This window comes from Aeromonas sp. EERV15 (assembly GCF_900079845.1).
In the GTDB taxonomy this organism is placed as follows: domain Bacteria; phylum Pseudomonadota; class Gammaproteobacteria; order Enterobacterales; family Aeromonadaceae; genus Aeromonas; species Aeromonas sobria.
This window is the reverse complement of record NZ_FKKY02000009.1, coordinates 47,809-63,385: the sequence shown is the minus strand read 5'-3', so window position 1 is coordinate 63,385 and position 15,577 is coordinate 47,809. Positions and strand designations below refer to the sequence as shown.

Sequence of the window (15,577 nt, the reverse complement as noted above, 5' to 3'; positions counted from 1 at the left end):
TGCCTCCCCCGGTTTTGTTGGCCACCAGCCGGGCGTGCGATGGCCAGATACCAGGGAGCGGTTGTTGATGTCGATTACCCATTTGTCACTGCAAGATGCTCGTCATCTGCAGCTGGAGGCGCAGGGGTTGCTGGCCCCCCGTCGCAGCAAGGCGACCCCGGCCGATCTGCTGGCCACCATTCGCCGCATGGCGCTGCTGCAGATCGATACCATCTCGGTGGTGGCCCGCAGCCCCTATCTGGTGCTGTTCAGCCGGCTTGGTCACTATGAACCGCGCTGGCTGGAGCAACTGCTGGCCGACGGCGAGATCTTCGAATATTGGGCCCACGAGGCCTGTTTCGTTCCCCGCGAAGATTACCGGTTGCTGCGCCACCGGATGCTCGACCCTGCCGCCATGGGCTGGAAGTTTTCGGCCAACTGGCTCGCCACCCATCAGCAGGAGATCGGCCAGCTTATCGAGCGCATTCGTCAGCATGGCCCGGTGCGGGCGGCCGACTTTGAACGCACAACCGGCAAGGGGAGCGGCTGGTGGGACTGGAAGCCGGAGAAGCGCCATCTGGAGGTGTTGTTTACCACCGGTCAGCTGATGGTGCGGGAGCGGCGCAACTTTCAGCGAGTCTATGACCTGGCCGAGCGGGTCATCCCCGAGTGGGACGACCCGCGGGATCTGCCGAGCGTCGAGCTGGCGCAGCGGGATATGGTGCGCGCCAGCTGTCGGGCGTTGGGGCTGGTCAAAACAGGCTGGGTTGCGGACTACTACCGGCTGCGGCGCGGTAAGTACGACGCCCTGCTCCATCAGCTGGCGGACGAGGGGGAACTGTTGCCGGTACGCGTCGAGGGGTGGCAGCACGGTGCCTTTGTGCATGCATCTCTGGCCGATGAGCTGGCAAGGGCACAGGCGGGCACCCTCAAGGCAACCCATACCACGGCCTTGTCGCCGTTCGACCCGCTGGTGTGGGATCGCAAACGGGCCAGTGAACTGTTCAACTTCGACTATCGCATCGAGTGCTATACCCCGGCCCCCAAGCGCCAGTACGGCTACTTCGTGTTGCCACTGCTACATCGCGGCAAGCTGGTGGGCAGGATGGATGCCAAGGCCCATCGCCAGCAGGGGATCTTCGAGATCAAGAGCCTCTACCTGGAAGCCGGGGTGAGAGTGACCCGCCAGCTTGCACAGGATCTGGCGAAAGCCCTGCAAAAGCTGGCTGACTGGCACCAGACGCCGCAGCTGCGTTATGGTGCCATTCCAGCCAATTTGCTGGCGTTGTGGCATGAAAGCGCCCCTGCAAAGTGAGGTCTATCCCTTCTGGGCTAAGCTGCAAGGGGGATAAACAGTTCGGGAGCAGGAGATGAAGCGAGCGGGAACATGGTGGGCTGGATTGGCGATAGCCATCTTGTCCCCCGCGTTATGGGGGCAGGAGCAGCCGGTACAGATCTGTCTGGGGGATGGCAACGAGTGGGCCCCTTTTACCTACTGGGAGCGCAAGGATGGGGTGCCCGATACCAGCCGCCTCACCGGTTCGGCCACCACGCTAGTGCTCGATGCGTTGCAAAAGGGTGGATTGTCGCACCAGATCCGCTATCTGCCCTGGGCGCGAGTGCAGCAGGAGCTGGCGGATTATCGCCAGAATGGTCTGTGTGAGCTGACCTGGGATGCCAGCTACAAGCCGGAGCGGGCCGAGTTTGCCTTCTACAGCGTGCCCCTCTATTACACCCACCTCGGTTTCTTCTATCTCAAACGCCGTTTCCCCGAGCCACCGGATCTGCAGACGGTCAACCGCTCCCGGGTGTGCGGGGTAATCGGCTACAACTACACCCCCTATGGGTTGGCGCAGGAGCCACGCCGGGTCAAGCAGTTGCAGCAGGCACTGGACATGATGGAGCGGGATCGCTGTGACTTTCTGCCGAGTGAAATAGAGCCGCTGATGAGCGGCATCAGCCTTGGCATCTACCACAGCGAGAGCGGGTTGCTGCATCTCGCCCATCCCGGTCGCAAGGGATTTTATCTGCTGGTGAGCAAGGGCTCCCCCCGCGCCCATGAACTGGTGAACACCCTCAATCAGGCGCTGGTAGCATTTCAGGAAGGGGGGCATGCCGACGAGGTGATGCGCCGTTTCTTGTCACCGATGGAGTAACCGCGAAGCGCTGCAATCAGTCTGTGGGCGCAGATGAACAGAGGGCCAGCCGGTGCGAACCGGCTGGCCCTTTTGGTTAATCAGGGACAATAAAAAACCGGGCACGAGGCCCGGTTTGGTCAATCAGTTAGATGCTCGGTGATTACTGGAATACCAGCACCATCAGCAGACCAACGGTAATGGCAGATACCAGGAAGGCAAAGCCATAGAACACATAGTGGTGCAGCTTGGTGGTGTGGATCCCCAGATCGTGCAGACCGTGGTAGATACGGTGCATGCCGTGCCAGATTGGCAGGGCGATGATCACCAGCAGGATGCAGGCACCCCACCAGGAGCTAGCGAACGCGTGCACGCGATCAAAGCTCATGGTTTCTACGTCCATGATACCCATGGGTACCAGCAGACCGGTGATGAGGACAATGACCGGCAGCAGCATGGCAACGACCATGCCACCCGCACCAAACAGACCCCAGTAAATTGGTTCGTCAGAACGTCTCATTGTTTTCTCCTCAGGCCACGATGATCAGGACAAGCAGGGAAACCACCGCCAGCGCCACATATTGGACGAGTACGATCGGCTTCTCTGGCACCAGGTCTTCACCACGGAAGATACGCATGGCTTTCGGCGCCAGGGCGAACCAGGTCTTGGCATGGAACAGGCACGCCGCCAGGGCGATGACATGGAACAGGATGGCGATCGGGCTTTGCAGGGATTCCAGCCAGCCGTTGAACGCTTCCTGACCCTGAACCAGACGCATCAGGCCCCACATCAGCACGACGGCATAGATGGAGACGAAGATACTGGTGCCTTCACGGATCATGTAACTGGTGTAAAAGGAGCTCTTTAGCCACCAGTCTTTCTTCATTTCGCGGACGTAAGGCTTACGTTTGCTATTGGTGTTGTTCATGGTCTCATTCCTGATCTCAATCTGGCTTGAACATGGCGATCATGTAGTCCTTGGCGCTTTCGACCTTGCCAAGCTGGATGGCTGCGGCCGGATCCACACCTTTCGGGCAGACTACCGAGCAGTAGCCAACGAAGGTACAGCCCCAGACGCCTTCGTCCTGGCTGATGATCTTCATCCGCTCTTTGGACGCGCCATCGCGGTTGTCGGCGTTGTAGCGATAGGCCAGAGCAAGTGCTGCCGGACCGGTGAACTGCTTGTTGATGCCATATTGCGGGCAGGCTGCATAGCACAGACCACAGTTAATGCACTGGGAGAACTGGTGATACTTGGCCATTTCAGCAGGGGTCTGCTTGTATTCGCCATCACACAGGCTGCGCGGTTCGCTCGGGATGATGTAGGGCTTGATGCTCTCCAGCTTCTCGATGAAATCGGACATGTCGACCACCAGGTCACGCTCAATCGGGAAGTTGTTGAGCGGCTCGATAGTCATCTTGCCTGGCAGATAGTCGCGCAGGAATGCTTTGCAACCCAGCTTGGGTACACCGTTGACCATCATGCCGCAAGAGCCGCAGATCGCCATCCGGCAGGACCAGCGGAAGCTCAGGGTAGAGTCCAGGTGATCCTTGATGTATTGCAGGGCATCCAGCAGAGACATCTCTCTGAGGTACGGTACCTGGAAGGTCTGCATCCAGGGTTCATTGTCCTGCTCCGGGCGGTAGCGCAGGATTTCAATTTCAATCATCTCAGCCATTCTTCTTAGCCTCGTCTTGTTTCTCACCTTCGGAACCGTACACGCGTTTGGCCGGTTGGGATTTAGTGATCTTCACATCGGAATAATCGATGGTCGGGGCGCCTTCCGGTGCGTAGAAGGAGAGAGAGTGCTTGAGGAAGTTCACGTCATCACGCTCTTCATAACCGTCCAGACGCTGGTGGGAACCACGAGACTCTTTACGGTTGATGGCGGAGTGAGCCATGGCTTCGGCCACGTCCAGCATGTAGCCCAGTTCGATGGCGTACAGCAGGTCGGTGTTGAAGACAGAGGACTTGTCGTTGATCTTGACCTTCTTGTAACGGGCTTTCAGCTCGTTAATCTTGTCGATGGTGCCCTGCATCAGCTCTTCGGTACGGTAGATACCGACACCGGCTTCCATGGACAGACCCAATTCGTTGCGGATATCCGCCGGATTTTCGGTGCCGTCGATGTCCATCAGCGAGAGGTGCTGTTTGATCAGCGCTTCGGCTTTGGCGAGCAGTGCTTCGGTATTGCCGTGTTGCTGAGTCGCTGCGAATTCGGCAGCCTGTTCACCAGCCAGCTTGCCGAATACCACGATCTCGGACAGCGAGTTGGAACCCAGACGGTTGGCACCGTGCAGACCGACGGAGGCACACTCGCCTGCGGCGTAGAGGCCAGGCATGCGGGTTGCGCACTTGTTGTCAGTCTCGATACCACCCATGGTGTAGTGGGCAGTCGGACGTACCGGGATCGGCTCTTTGGCCGGATCCACACCCACGTAGGCCTTGGCCAGCTCGCAGATGAAAGGCAGACGCTCTTTCAGGTACTTCTCGCCAAGATGACGCAGGTCAAGGTGAACCACGTCGCCCATCGGGCCCTGGATCACGCGGCCTTTTTGCTGCTCTTGCCAGAATGCCTGCGAGAGACGGTCACGGGGACCCAGCTCCATGTGTTTGTTTTTTGACTGGCCAATCGGTGTTTCCGGGCCCAAGCCGTAGTCTTGCAGGTAACGGTAGCCATCTTTGTTCAGCAGAACACCACCCTCACCACGGCAACCTTCGGTCATCAGGATACCGGTGCCTGGCAGGCCGGTCGGGTGATACTGGACGAACTCCATATCACGCAGCGGTACGCCGTGACGATAAGCCAGCGCCATACCATCACCGGTGACGATGCCACCGTTGGTGTTGTAGCGGTATACACGACCTGCGCCACCGGTAGCCATAATCACGGATTTGGCCTGGATGAAACGGGTAATGCCGTTCTGGATGTCAAAGGTCAGCACGCCTTGCACACGGCCATCATCCACGATCAAATCGAGACAGAAGTGCTCATCGAAGCGCTTGATGGTCGGATATTTGATAGAGGTCTGGAACAGGGTATGCAGAATGTGGAAACCGGACTTGTCTGCTGCAAACCAGGTGCGGGGGATCTTCATTCCACCAAAAGGACGCACGTTGGCTTTGCCATCCGGCTTGCGGCTCCAGGGGCAACCCCAGTGCTCAAGTTGGACCATCTCTTTGGTCGCGTTGTTGACGAAGTAGTCGACCACGTCTTGCTCGCACAACCAGTCACCACCGGAAACGGTGTCATTGAAGTGGTTTTCGAGGGAGTCGTCATCGCGTACTACGCCTGCAGCACCGCCTTCCGCAGCCACTGTGTGGCTACGCATCGGATAGACTTTGGAAATCAGGGCGATTTCGAGTTCCGGATGGGCTTCTGCAATGGCGATAGCGGCACGCAGGCCAGTACCACCGGCACCGATGATGGCAACATCGGTCTTGATAATATCCACATCTGCCTCCTTAGGGATAGATTTGCTGGGCACAATTTTGCTCTATGAAAAAAATTCAGGCTTGATGCAAGTCAAACTGCTAGGTTTTAGTCCGTTTTTCTTACTGGTTTTTTTGTAAAACACCCAAATCCCTGGATGAAAATGTCGTTATTATCGCCATTTATGGTGTTGCTGAGCAGTTAAACACCTTGCTATGAATACTTTAACCCCAAGATTATACGTAGTTTTCTTTCAACAAAATGCGAATTGCCTCTCTTTTTAGGTATTTTCAAAAAAATTTTAAGTTTTTAATTATGTCACTCGTTTGACAATAGTTATCATTTGTATTTGCCATGAAAATAAGTAATCCAATGTCGACCATCAAGCAGGGGCTTAAGGCCACAAGTGGATAACGAGAGCCATGATGTCGCAGGAAATGAGTGGCAGACAGGATCTTGGGTCGAAGATCACAATTAGTAGAATTTGTGGGTCATCGATGAAAAATGGTCATCTGCAGTTTGTTATATTGGCAACCCAATTGGCAACCAACCTCAGTACAGAGTTGTTAAATAACATAATAATCAAGGTGATATGGAAATGAATAATAACTTTATCAAAGGCAGCTTGGCTCTGACCGTGCTGGCTGCACTGACTGGCTGCAATTCCTCTGCCAATGGCGTTGCTACGCCCTGCACCGATAATGTCTGCAAACTGACCATACTGCACACCAACGATACCCACGGCCGTTTCTGGCACAACGCAGAAAACGAGTACGGCATGGCTGCCCAGAAGACCCTGGTCGATCGACTGCGGGCCGAGGCCAAGGCCGCTGGCAGCGAGGTGCTGTTGCTCTCTGGTGGTGATGTCAACACCGGGGTGCCTGAATCCGACCTGCAGGATGCTGAGCCAGATTTCATGGCGATGAACAGCATTCACTACGACGCCATGGCAGTGGGCAACCACGAGTTTGACAACCCCCTCACTGTGCTGGAGAAGCAGCGTGAGTGGGCTAAGTTCCCCATGCTGTCGGCCAACATCTACGACAAAGCCAGCGGTAAGCACTATTTTGACCCCTACAAGGTGTTCACGCTGGAGAGTGGTCTCAAGGTCGCTGTATTGGGCCTGACCACCGAGGATACTGCCCAGTTGGTGGATCCTGACAACGTGAAAACCCTGGCGTTTCGCGATCCGACCAGCGAAGCGGCCAAACTGGGTCAGCAGATCCGCAGCAACAAGGAAGCCGATCTGGTCTTCGCCATCACCCATATGGGCCATTACGAGAATGGTCAGCATGGCAGCAATGCACCGGGTGATGTCGAGATGGCTCGCGCCCTTCCTGCGGGTACCCTGGATGCCATTATTGGTGGCCACTCCCAGAATCCGGTCTGCATGGAGCCGAGCACAATCAACAAGTACGCCAATTTTCAACCGGGTGATACTTGCCAACCGGACCAGCAGAAGGGCACCTGGATCATGCAGGCTTTCGAGTGGGGTAAATATGTGGGCCGTGCCCAGTTTGACTACCAAAATGGCAAGTTGACCCTGACCAGCTATGAGCTGATCCCGGTCAACCTTGTCAAGCGTAACGCTAAGGGTGAGCCTATCGACAGCCAGGGCAAGGCCACATTAAATCCAGCCTTGATGCAGTGGGTACAAAAAGAGATTACCAAGGATCCTGATCTCTATCGCACGCTACAGAAATACCAAGATAAAGGTCAGCAGGAGCTAAATGTGCTCATAGGTTCTACCGACGGCCTGCTGGTTGGTGATCGCAACTCGGTTCGCAACAAGCAGACCAACCTTGGGCGCCTCATTACCACTGCCACTACCAGCAAATTGGCGGCCGACTTTGGCATCGTTAACTCCGGTGGCGTGCGTGACAGCATCCCTGCCGGTGATATCACCTATCGCAGCGTGCTGCTGGTTCACCCCTTTGGCAACACAGTCAACAAAGCGGTTTTGAAGGGGAGCGATCTGGCGACCTATCTGGGTAAGGTAGCTACCAAGACCCGCAACACCGGCGGTTATGCCCAGTTTGGTGGTATCAACATGGCGGTAGACTGCCAGGCCAAGAGCGTCAATATCACCAGCGTTGGTGGCAAGGCCTTCGATCCGGCTGCGACCTACAGCTTCGCTATCCCGAGCTTCAGCGCCTCTGGTGGTGACGGTTATCCGAAGATCGATACCATCAACGCCGGGCTGGTGGATGCCGCAGTGCTGAAGGAGTACATCGAGATCAAGAAGGTCATCAATGTGGCTGATTACCAGCCAGCCAACGAAGTGAGCTACCTGAACTCCACTTCTAGCGAAGGGTGTAACTGATTCGTTATCGGGACTTGTCGTCCCTGATGCAGCCCTAAAGAGCTGCCAGTGGTCTGTCTCTGATATACAGAAATCCCCAAGTATCACTTGGGGATTTTTTTCGCCTTGTTTCTCTTGCGTGACCTGACGCTTTTATCACTCTTCATCAATGTTCTGACATGGCTGTCACTGATTGGTCGAGTATGGCTGCCTGGCCCTATTTACATGGCGTTTTACACCGCGTTGCATCACAGGTTTGCGGCGATCCGCGCGCCGAGCGCTGCATTGTTCAGCACCAGCTGGATATTGGCGGCGAGCGAGTTGCCGCCGGTCAGTTCGCAGACGCGGGCCAGCAGGAAGGGGGTTGACGCCTTGCCCTTGATCCCCTGCTCATCTGCTTCACGCAGCGCTTGGGCAATGGCCGCATCGATATCGGCCTTAGGCATGGCGTGTGCGGTCGGGATGGGGTTGGTCACCACGGCGCCGCCCGCCAGTCCCAGCTCCCACTTGAGGCGCAGCGCTTCGGCGATGGCGGCCGGGGTATCGAGCCGGTAATCAACCTTGAAGCCGCTCTCGCGGGTGTAGAAGGCGGGCAGCTCGCCCGTTTGATAGCCGATCACCGGCACGCCTTGCGTCTCCAGATACTCCAGGGTCAGCCCGATATCGAGGATCGACTTGGCGCCAGCGCAGACCACGGCTACCGGCGTCTGGGCCAGCTCCTGCAGATCCGCCGAGATATCGAAGGTCTCCTGCGCGCCGCGATGTACCCCGCCGATACCGCCGGTGGCAAAGACCCGGATCCCCGCCATGGCGGCGATGATCATGGTGGAGGCGACCGTGGTGGCCCCCATTCCCTTGCGTGCCAGCACGAATGGAATGTCGCGGCGGCTGCACTTGGTCACGTCGTGGCCAGCCCGGCCCAGCGCTTCCAGCGCACCGGCATCGAGACCCACCTTGAGGCGGCCGTCGAGGATGGCGATGGTGGCCGGAATGGCGCCGTTATCGCGCACCACCTGCTCCACCTGACGGGCCGTCTCCACGTTCTGCGGATAGGGCATGCCGTGGGAGATGATGGTGGATTCGAGGGCGACCACCGGTTTGCCAGCGGCCAGCGCGGCAGCAACTTCCGGTTGGATATCGAGGTAAGCGTTCAGCATGAGTACTCCTCCAGTATGCGGTCAACGGCGGTCTTGCTCAGACCGGAAAAAACGGTATCGGAACAATTGACGGTGAGGGCGGCGCAGCCCAGGGCAAAGCGGGTGGTCTGGGCGATGTCGAGCTGTTGCAGCCAAGCGTGGGCGAGGCCAGCCATAAAGGCATCCCCGCCGCCGGTGACGTTGAGTACCGGACTGCCCAGCACTGGCAGGTGGCCTTGCTGCTCGCCATCGCTGTAGAAGATCCCCTGTTCACCCAGACTGAGGAACAGCCGCTTGACCCCGGCGCGGTGGAACCAGGCGGCCGCCATGGGCCAGGTTTCGGGCCCGGCGATGGTCATGCCGCACAGCTGCTCGGCCTCGCTGCGATTGGGTTTGAGGGTGTGGATCTTGCCAAGCCAGGGGCGGATCTTCTCCACCTTGGCTACCGAGACGGTATCGACAAAGATGGCGTGATCCCCCTGCCGTTCGAACAGCCAGTCGAGGGTGTGGATGGCCAGATTGGTGTCGAGTACCCAGAGCCGGGCACCGCCGAGAAAGCCACCGAGCGGGGTTAGGCGGGCAGGGGTGAGCTGCTCGATAATGGCCATATCATTGATGGCACAGCTCATTTCGCCGCTGCCGTCATGCAGGCTGAGGTAGCAAGAGGTGGTGTGGCCATCGAGCACCAGGGTCTGGCGCACATCGACGCCAGCCCGCTGGCTCACCTCCAATAGATGGTGACCATACTGGTCGTTGCCGACCGTGGTCAGCAGCCGGGTATCGCTACCGAGCCGCGCCAGATTCTCGGCGATATTGCGGCCAACTCCACCCGCCGAGGTACGCACCTTGCCAAGGTTGGAGTCGCCGAGCAGCAGGTTGTCGTGGCTGGTGCCGCAAATATCCATATTGGCACCACCGATCACCACCACGTAGGGGCCTTCTCGCAACACATAGCCTCTGCCTTGCACATACCCCTGCCGGATCAGGCTGGAGATGTGGCTGGCCAGTGCGGAGCGGCTGATGCCAAGGCGATCGGCCAGATCCTGCTGGGCAATCATGGGGTCCTGGCGTAGCAGGGCGAGGATCTCTTGTTCACGCGTCGTCATAGATAACTATCCATTTGCAAACGTTTGTCTATTATTTCCGATAAACGTTTGCTGGCTATCGGCTTGTACAAAATTTGTCGATTGACGCACAAAAAATCGCCATCAGCGATGGGTTGGTGAGCGGTTGAGCCTGGCAGGGTACTTTTAACGGGTCGGTGGTCCCGTTGCTGCTTATAATGGCCGCCACAAGATGAGGAGAGATGATGGAAAAGAGTGCATTCTGCTGTGTGGGGCTGGTCAATCCCAAGTCCCCGGAAAATGTCGGCTCCGTGATGCGGGCTGCGGGCTGCTACGGGGTGGACGAGGTCTACTACACCGGCAACCGCTTCGAGCTGGCGCGCCGCTTTGCCACCGATACCAAACAGATGGTGGAGAAGATCCCGCTGCTCGGGGTGGATGACCTGATGGCGTTTATCCCGCAGGGATGCGTGCCGGTGGTGGTCGATCTCATCGAGGGGGCCACTGCGTTGCCCGACTATGTCCATCCCGAGCGCGCCTTCTATATCTTCGGGCCTGAGGATGGCACCCTCGATCCTGCGCTCTACGGGGCGGTGCAAGATGTGGTCTATGTACCGACTCAGGGCTGCATGAATCTGGCCGCCTCGGTCAATGTGATCCTCTATGACCGCTTGGCGAAGGGGATGAGGGGGGCGTAATTAGCACAGGGCTATCATTCTGGTGTCGGGTTGGCGGCTGCTTTCTGTTCCAGTTCCCTGATAAATCCTTGGTAGTAGTCATAGAGCTGATAGTGTTTATAGATTTCAGCCAGAGTCCCGCGGCGGATCAACTCAACCATCCCATTATCCCAGAGTTGCATCATCCGGTTGCCTTGGGTGGTGTCGGCAAAGATGGGGTAGGTCGGGATCCAGCGCAGGAAGGCGCGATGCAGGTTGGGGGGAATGTCATCTTTCGCATAGAGCACGCCGGCAGTCAGGTAATAGCGATAGCGCTCTTTGCCGAGTAGCTGCAGAGCCATCTCATCGCTATCGATTTCATGCCACTGCATGGTGACAGTAATGTATTTGTCGAATGCCCAGCCCCGTCGCCATACCACAGATTGTCCCTGCAGGCTTTTTTCCCCCTGCCACTTTGGCTGCCATTTTTTGAGCATGAACACGGTCAGGTCATCGGCTGATGCGGGATAGCGAGGTTGTCGGACACCGGTGACTTCATCGCGATAAACCCCCATCGCCATATCCCCCCCTTTTTTGGCTATCACCGCCAGAGCCCGTTTATAAGGCACGATATGGGGGATGACCTGATAACCATGAGGTTGATAGATAGCACGAACCAGATCGAGATAAATACCTCTGCCATCCGGTTGGCAAAAGCCGGGCCAGTCATCGCAATAGACATCAATAGATGCTGCGCGGCAGTTAAAAGAGCCACAGAGACAACAGAGCAACAGGCAGGCGATGCGCAACATGGTCAGGGCAGGCCTTGTGTGAGTGGAAAACCGGATAGCCTGATTTATACCATGGCATCTATTGTGGTTATGCGGAGAAAAAATCTCTCATCTTCATTTTGCGACAGGGTCGAGGGTTATTTGCAGTCGGATCGTTATGATCGAGTAAAGATTCAATAGCACCCCAATCAGTAGAGGAGACTGCATTATGCCATCAATTAAAACTCTGCTCTGTCCTGTCGATTTTTCCCAAATGTCTCGTGCGGTACTCGACTATGCCGTGTTTATGGCGCAGAGCCATCAGGCCCAGCTCAAGCTGATCCACGTGGTTGATCAACTGCACGGTTTTGACAGCTACAAAATTCTGCATATGACGGCAGTGGAAATTACCCATGAGATGGAGCGTCAGGCTAAAACGCAGCTTAAAGAGCTGGTTGCAACCCTGCCGATCCCTGCCACCTTTGATATTCGCTTTGGTCGTGCCGCCGACGAGATCGTCATTCAGGCCAAGGATGATGAGGTGGATCTGATAGTGATGGGTAGCCACGGCCGTTCAGGTATCAGCCATCTGCTGGTCGGTAGCGTTGCTGAATCTGTGGTGCGCCATGCACCCTGCCCGGTACTGGTGGTGCGCCAATAACGCGCCCCGTTTAGTGTGACAAGCGTAACAAGCAAGGCCAGCGATTGCTGGCCTTGCGTTTTCTGGCTCTGTGCCCGCTAGCCGTGGGCGTAGATGACACTGCCACCCTTGATGGTGTCGATGATGGCTCGGGCCTGCTCTTTGGGCAGGGCGGGGCAACCCCAGCTGCGGCCGAGCTTGTCATATTTGCGCAGATGTGTCGGGCTGGCATAGGTGGCGCCGTGCACCACGATGGCACGTTTGCGGGCATTGCTGTTTTTGCCTGGGGTGAGGCCGTCCAGCCGCAGAGAGTAGCCATGCTTGCCCAGATAGGTTTCAGCGGTGCGATAGACGCCGAGGGAGCTTTGTCGGGAGTTGAGCTGGTTGGAAAAGCGCTCTGCGGCCAGCTCACCCGAGTTGCGGCCATGACTGACCCAGGTGTGATAGAGCAGCTTGTGGCGTTTCATATCGATGACAAACAGCCTGCGCTGGGTGGATGGCTTGCTGTAATCGATGATGGTGAGAATGGGTTTGCGCTTGTGGCGCACGGTTTGATAACTGTTGAGTGCTTGGCGAAAGGTCTGTTTATCCAGCTTGCCTGCCAGACCCAGCTGACGATAGAGACTCTGATCCCAGCTGGCATCTGCCGTGCTGCTCCAGATGAGCGACATCCACAGCAGTGGCAACAGCAGCCACCCACTTTGCCAGCCTCTGTTCCCGCGAACTTGCATCATCCGTGAATATCTCCTTTTGTACTCCCTGCCAACCACGCGGATACGACAGCCGATCCGCTTGATAGTTATATGCAAGGGGCTGAAAAGGCGCAATAAAAAAACCGGCCGCAGAGCGGCCGGAAGTAATTCAAACAGTAGACATTGCTTTCACAGGGTATAACTGACTTCCAATTGCTTAGAAGTTGTACTGCAGGGCAAAAGCAACGGTATCGTCGGTCTTCTGGCCCAGCTTGGATTTGTTGGTTGAACCCACTTCGTCCAGCAGATTGATCTTGTAATCTACATAAGCTTTGACGTTGCTAGTGAAGTTGTACCAAGCACCGATGGAGACATATTCGGTCAGGGTATCGTCGATACCGTTAGCGGTGTCTTGCACGTCAGTGCGCAGGTAGGCTACAGAGGGCTTGAACTTGCCGAAAGTGTACTGAGCAACGGCTTCATAACCGTCGTGCTGGTCAGCATAACCACCGTTGACGAACTGGTGGTTCTCACCGTGGGAGTAAGTCGCTGCCAGGTAGAGGTCACCCATGGCATATTTGGCACCGACGCCCATCAGCATCGCATCGTCGTTGCCACCGAAGGCTGCTTTGCGGACTTGATCATCAGTCTTGCGAGCTTGGTTGTAAGCGGCAGACAGACCCAGGCCCATATCGAAATCATAGGCAGCAACTACTGCATAACCCTGGTCAGAGCCTTTGTACCATGTGCCCAGCTTGTCAGAGTCAGCAGCGGTGTTTTCGCCAGTCATCTGTACACCAAAAGTCAGGCCATTCTGGTTGAATACATACTTGGCAACGCCATTGGTACGGCCGGTGCCGAAGACGTCGGTGCCTTTACCCAGGCCATCACCGCCCCACTCAGGCAGCACGTCGGTGTAGTCGTTTACGATCGTAAACAGACCATCTTGACGGCCGTAGCTGAAGGTACCGAAACGGTCGTGCTTCATACCTACAAAGGCGTAACGCACTTCGTTGTTGTCTGCACCTGAGGTTTCCATGTTGTATTCGCCGAAACCAAATGCGGTCAGCTCATTGGCAACCTTGGTCTCGCCGCGCATATTCAGACGGAAATAGCTCTTGTCGCCTTCAGAGGCGTCATTTTCGCTTGCGTAGTACATGCCATGAACACGGCCACCGATTTCCAGCTTGGAATCGTTCTGGTTGTAGACGGTAGCAGCATGGGCGCCGCTTGCCAGCAGCAGGCTGGAGATGGCGATAGTCAGTGCAGACTTCTTCATAAACTTTATTCCTCTGATGTAAACACATGGACCTGTACCGGTCCTTGTTGATGTGTGATCGGATTAGAGCCGATGGGGACAAGGTAGAGCCATTAACCTTGACTGGAGCTGAATCAGAGGTGGGTTACCCATTGATGAGTTTGTTGTTATGACCAAAGTGCAAGCCCCTTCACATACCGTTACACCAAGTAACGCTGTTTTTATCGACAAAGCGCGAGATGTGAGCTCATGGCGCAAGCAAGGTTTGAATCGCATAGATGTAGTGGCCTTGGCCATTTTTCAGGCGCATTGAACCGAGGCACAACAAGATCCTGTGCGGTTACTGGACGTTTTTCACTGTGTTAGCGGTTTGGGTGGGCCGTTAAGGTCAGTGGGATCGCCGTGACACCTGATGAACCTTCCGGTTTACAGGCGGCCAGTGAAGCCGATGGCGATCACTGGCTCAATGAGCGCGCGCGTCTCTGAGTTTGCCGGTTCACAAGGTTGCAAGGGGATGAACTCACTCCTGCCAGATGGGATCGGCCGCCATGCGGGCCAGCAGAAAATCGAGGAAGCTGCGCAGCAGCGGCGACATCTGTTTGCGGGTGGCATACACCCCGTAGACCCCGAGCCGCTTGGGCTGCCAGTCGGTCAGCAGGGGCACCAGTTCTCCTCGTTCCAGATAGGGCTGGGCCGAGTAGCGAGGCTGCAGGCTGATCCCGGCGCCGCCCAGCGTCGCCTCCAGCAGCAGGTTGGAGATATTGGCGCTCAGGTTACCGCTGACTGGCACTGACTCGGGGCCATCCGGGCCATTGAACTCCCACAGGCTCTTGCCGAAGTAGGTGTAGGTGAGGCAGTTGTGCAGCGCCAGATCCTGCACCTTGTGCGGCATCGGATGACGGGCCAGATAGGCCGGGCTGGCACAGACTACCGAGTGGCAGGTGCCGAGACGGCGTGCCACCAGATTGGGGTCGAGGTCGTTGGTGATGCGCACCGCCAGATCGATCCGCTCCTCTACCAGATTGACGGTTCTGTCGAGCAGCAGAATGTCGATGGCCGTCCCCGGGTATTGCGCCAGATAGTCGTTGGCAGCCCCGACCAGCAGCGCTTCTGACAGGGAGTAGCTGCTGGTGATCCGCAGTTGTCCCTTGGGGGCGTCATCCCCCTTCACGGCGATCTGCTCCATCTCTTCGCCGAGCGCCAGCATGGCGCGGGCCCGGTTCAGTGCCTCCTCTCCCGGCCCGGTCAGGCTCAGGCGGCGGGTGGTGCGGTGCAGCAGGCGGGCGCCCATCCAGCTCTCCAGCTCGGCCAGATAGCGCGACACCATGGCGCGCGACATATCCAGTTTCTCCCCGGCGCCGCTCAGGCTCCCTTGTTCGACTACGCTGACGAAGACCCGCAAGGCGGTCAGTCGATCCATGTATGGCTCTCTATATGTTCGATATGTGCAACAGTGATGCGCTGTTAGTGCTGTATTTGCACCCTAAATGATCCAATACACTGTGTCCAT

General features: G+C 56.9%; 15 protein-coding genes. 5 read left to right on the top strand and 10 right to left on the bottom strand.

Going from position 1 to position 15,577, the window contains the following annotated elements:
* Positions 1-67 precede the first annotated feature (67 nt).
* Together BN4575_RS09595 and BN4575_RS09590 are read left to right on the top strand one after the other, a co-directional pair.
* Complete coding sequence (locus BN4575_RS09595; RefSeq protein WP_068978017.1) at positions 68-1,294, top strand: winged helix-turn-helix domain-containing protein; 1,227 nt, start codon at positions 68-70, stop codon at positions 1,292-1,294.
* 55 nt (positions 1,295-1,349) lie between these two features.
* Positions 1,350-2,135 (top strand): substrate-binding periplasmic protein, encoded by a 786-nt coding sequence (locus BN4575_RS09590; RefSeq protein ID WP_068978016.1) that lies wholly within the window; start codon positions 1,350-1,352, stop codon positions 2,133-2,135.
* A 142-nt stretch (positions 2,136-2,277) separates the two neighbouring features.
* On the opposite strand, the gene frdD is transcribed toward BN4575_RS09590, so the two are convergent.
* From frdD to frdA, 4 genes are read right to left on the bottom strand one after another with little or no spacing between them, the layout of a single operon-like run.
* Positions 2,278-2,634 (bottom strand): fumarate reductase subunit FrdD, encoded by a 357-nt coding sequence (frdD, locus tag BN4575_RS09585; RefSeq protein ID WP_042020380.1) that lies wholly within the window; start codon positions 2,632-2,634, stop codon positions 2,278-2,280.
* A gap of 10 nt (positions 2,635-2,644) precedes the next feature.
* Positions 2,645-3,043 carry a fumarate reductase gene (locus BN4575_RS09580; RefSeq protein ID WP_042020381.1) on the bottom strand — a complete coding sequence of 133 codons (399 nt, stop codon included), beginning with the start codon at positions 3,041-3,043 and terminating at the stop codon, positions 2,645-2,647.
* Positions 3,044-3,059: 16 nt separating this feature from the next.
* Positions 3,060-3,794: a succinate dehydrogenase/fumarate reductase iron-sulfur subunit gene (locus BN4575_RS09575; protein ID WP_042020382.1), complete on the bottom strand. Its 735-nt coding sequence runs from the start codon at positions 3,792-3,794 to the stop codon at positions 3,060-3,062.
* A complete protein-coding gene (gene frdA / locus BN4575_RS09570; RefSeq protein WP_042020383.1) occupies positions 3,787-5,571 on the bottom strand; it encodes a fumarate reductase (quinol) flavoprotein subunit in 1,785 nt (594 codons plus the stop codon). Before frdA ends, BN4575_RS09575 begins: the two co-directional genes overlap by 8 nt.
* A 576-nt stretch (positions 5,572-6,147) precedes the next feature.
* On the opposite strand from frdA, the gene ushA reads away from it, so the two are divergent.
* Entirely contained in the window at positions 6,148-7,872 is a 1,725-nt protein-coding gene (gene ushA / locus BN4575_RS09565; protein WP_068978015.1) for a bifunctional UDP-sugar hydrolase/5'-nucleotidase UshA, read from the top strand.
* A gap of 227 nt (positions 7,873-8,099) precedes the next feature.
* On the opposite strand, the gene BN4575_RS09560 is transcribed toward ushA, so the two are convergent.
* Positions 8,100-9,008 (bottom strand): pseudouridine-5'-phosphate glycosidase, encoded by a 909-nt coding sequence (locus BN4575_RS09560; protein ID WP_068978014.1) that lies wholly within the window; start codon positions 9,006-9,008, stop codon positions 8,100-8,102.
* Positions 9,002-10,093 (bottom strand): PfkB family carbohydrate kinase, encoded by a 1,092-nt coding sequence (locus BN4575_RS09555; protein WP_068978013.1) that lies wholly within the window; start codon positions 10,091-10,093, stop codon positions 9,002-9,004. Before BN4575_RS09555 ends, BN4575_RS09560 begins: the two co-directional genes overlap by 7 nt.
* Before the next feature lie 203 nt (positions 10,094-10,296).
* Here BN4575_RS09555 and BN4575_RS09550 point away from each other — a divergent pair, with 203 nt between their 5' ends.
* The gene (locus BN4575_RS09550; RefSeq protein ID WP_068978012.1) at positions 10,297-10,749 is read left to right on the top strand and encodes an RNA methyltransferase; all 453 of its coding nucleotides are present in this window, start codon (positions 10,297-10,299) and stop codon (positions 10,747-10,749) included.
* A gap of 14 nt (positions 10,750-10,763) precedes the next feature.
* Here the strand turns inward: BN4575_RS09550 and BN4575_RS09545 are convergent, their stop codons facing one another.
* The gene (locus tag BN4575_RS09545) at positions 10,764-11,519 is read right to left on the bottom strand and encodes a hypothetical protein (protein WP_068978011.1); all 756 of its coding nucleotides are present in this window, start codon (positions 11,517-11,519) and stop codon (positions 10,764-10,766) included.
* Between the two features lie 187 nt (positions 11,520-11,706).
* Between BN4575_RS09545 and BN4575_RS09540 the strand changes: the two genes are divergently transcribed.
* On the top strand, positions 11,707-12,138 hold the full coding sequence (locus tag BN4575_RS09540) for a universal stress protein (RefSeq protein WP_068978010.1): 432 nt from the start codon (positions 11,707-11,709) through the stop codon (positions 12,136-12,138).
* 77 nt (positions 12,139-12,215) lie between these two features.
* Here BN4575_RS09540 and BN4575_RS09535 read toward each other — a convergent pair whose 3' ends face one another.
* From BN4575_RS09535 to BN4575_RS09525, 3 genes are all read right to left on the bottom strand, one after another.
* Complete coding sequence (locus BN4575_RS09535) at positions 12,216-12,851, bottom strand: murein L,D-transpeptidase catalytic domain family protein (protein WP_068978009.1); 636 nt, start codon at positions 12,849-12,851, stop codon at positions 12,216-12,218.
* A 175-nt stretch (positions 12,852-13,026) separates the two neighbouring features.
* Positions 13,027-14,088 carry a porin gene (locus BN4575_RS09530; protein ID WP_068978008.1) on the bottom strand — a complete coding sequence of 354 codons (1,062 nt, stop codon included), beginning with the start codon at positions 14,086-14,088 and terminating at the stop codon, positions 13,027-13,029.
* Between the two features lie 499 nt (positions 14,089-14,587).
* Positions 14,588-15,487: a LysR family transcriptional regulator gene (locus BN4575_RS09525; RefSeq protein WP_068978007.1), complete on the bottom strand. Its 900-nt coding sequence runs from the start codon at positions 15,485-15,487 to the stop codon at positions 14,588-14,590.
* Between the last annotated feature and the right edge of the window lie 90 nt (positions 15,488-15,577).

Excerpts from the sequence above, each read along its gene's own strand:
- BN4575_RS09595 (WP_068978017.1), top strand. The coding sequence starts at position 68 with ATGTCGATTACCCATTTGTCACTGCAAGATGCTCGTCATCTGCAGCTG.
- BN4575_RS09590 (WP_068978016.1), top strand. The coding sequence starts at position 1,350 with ATGAAGCGAGCGGGAACATGGTGGGCTGGATTGGCGATAGCCATCTTG.
- frdD (WP_042020380.1), bottom strand. The coding sequence starts at position 2,634 with ATGAGACGTTCTGACGAACCAATTTACTGGGGTCTGTTTGGTGCGGGT.
- BN4575_RS09580 (WP_042020381.1), bottom strand. The coding sequence starts at position 3,043 with ATGAACAACACCAATAGCAAACGTAAGCCTTACGTCCGCGAAATGAAG.
- BN4575_RS09575 (WP_042020382.1), bottom strand. The coding sequence starts at position 3,794 with ATGGCTGAGATGATTGAAATTGAAATCCTGCGCTACCGCCCGGAGCAG.
- ushA (WP_068978015.1), top strand. The coding sequence starts at position 6,148 with ATGAATAATAACTTTATCAAAGGCAGCTTGGCTCTGACCGTGCTGGCT.
- BN4575_RS09560 (WP_068978014.1), bottom strand. The coding sequence starts at position 9,008 with ATGCTGAACGCTTACCTCGATATCCAACCGGAAGTTGCTGCCGCGCTG.
- BN4575_RS09555 (WP_068978013.1), bottom strand. The coding sequence starts at position 10,093 with ATGACGACGCGTGAACAAGAGATCCTCGCCCTGCTACGCCAGGACCCC.
- BN4575_RS09550 (WP_068978012.1), top strand. The coding sequence starts at position 10,297 with ATGGAAAAGAGTGCATTCTGCTGTGTGGGGCTGGTCAATCCCAAGTCC.
- BN4575_RS09545 (WP_068978011.1), bottom strand. The coding sequence starts at position 11,519 with ATGTTGCGCATCGCCTGCCTGTTGCTCTGTTGTCTCTGTGGCTCTTTT.
- BN4575_RS09540 (WP_068978010.1), top strand. The coding sequence starts at position 11,707 with ATGCCATCAATTAAAACTCTGCTCTGTCCTGTCGATTTTTCCCAAATG.
- BN4575_RS09535 (WP_068978009.1), bottom strand. The coding sequence starts at position 12,851 with ATGATGCAAGTTCGCGGGAACAGAGGCTGGCAAAGTGGGTGGCTGCTG.
- BN4575_RS09530 (WP_068978008.1), bottom strand. The coding sequence starts at position 14,088 with ATGAAGAAGTCTGCACTGACTATCGCCATCTCCAGCCTGCTGCTGGCA.
- BN4575_RS09525 (WP_068978007.1), bottom strand. The coding sequence starts at position 15,487 with ATGGATCGACTGACCGCCTTGCGGGTCTTCGTCAGCGTAGTCGAACAA.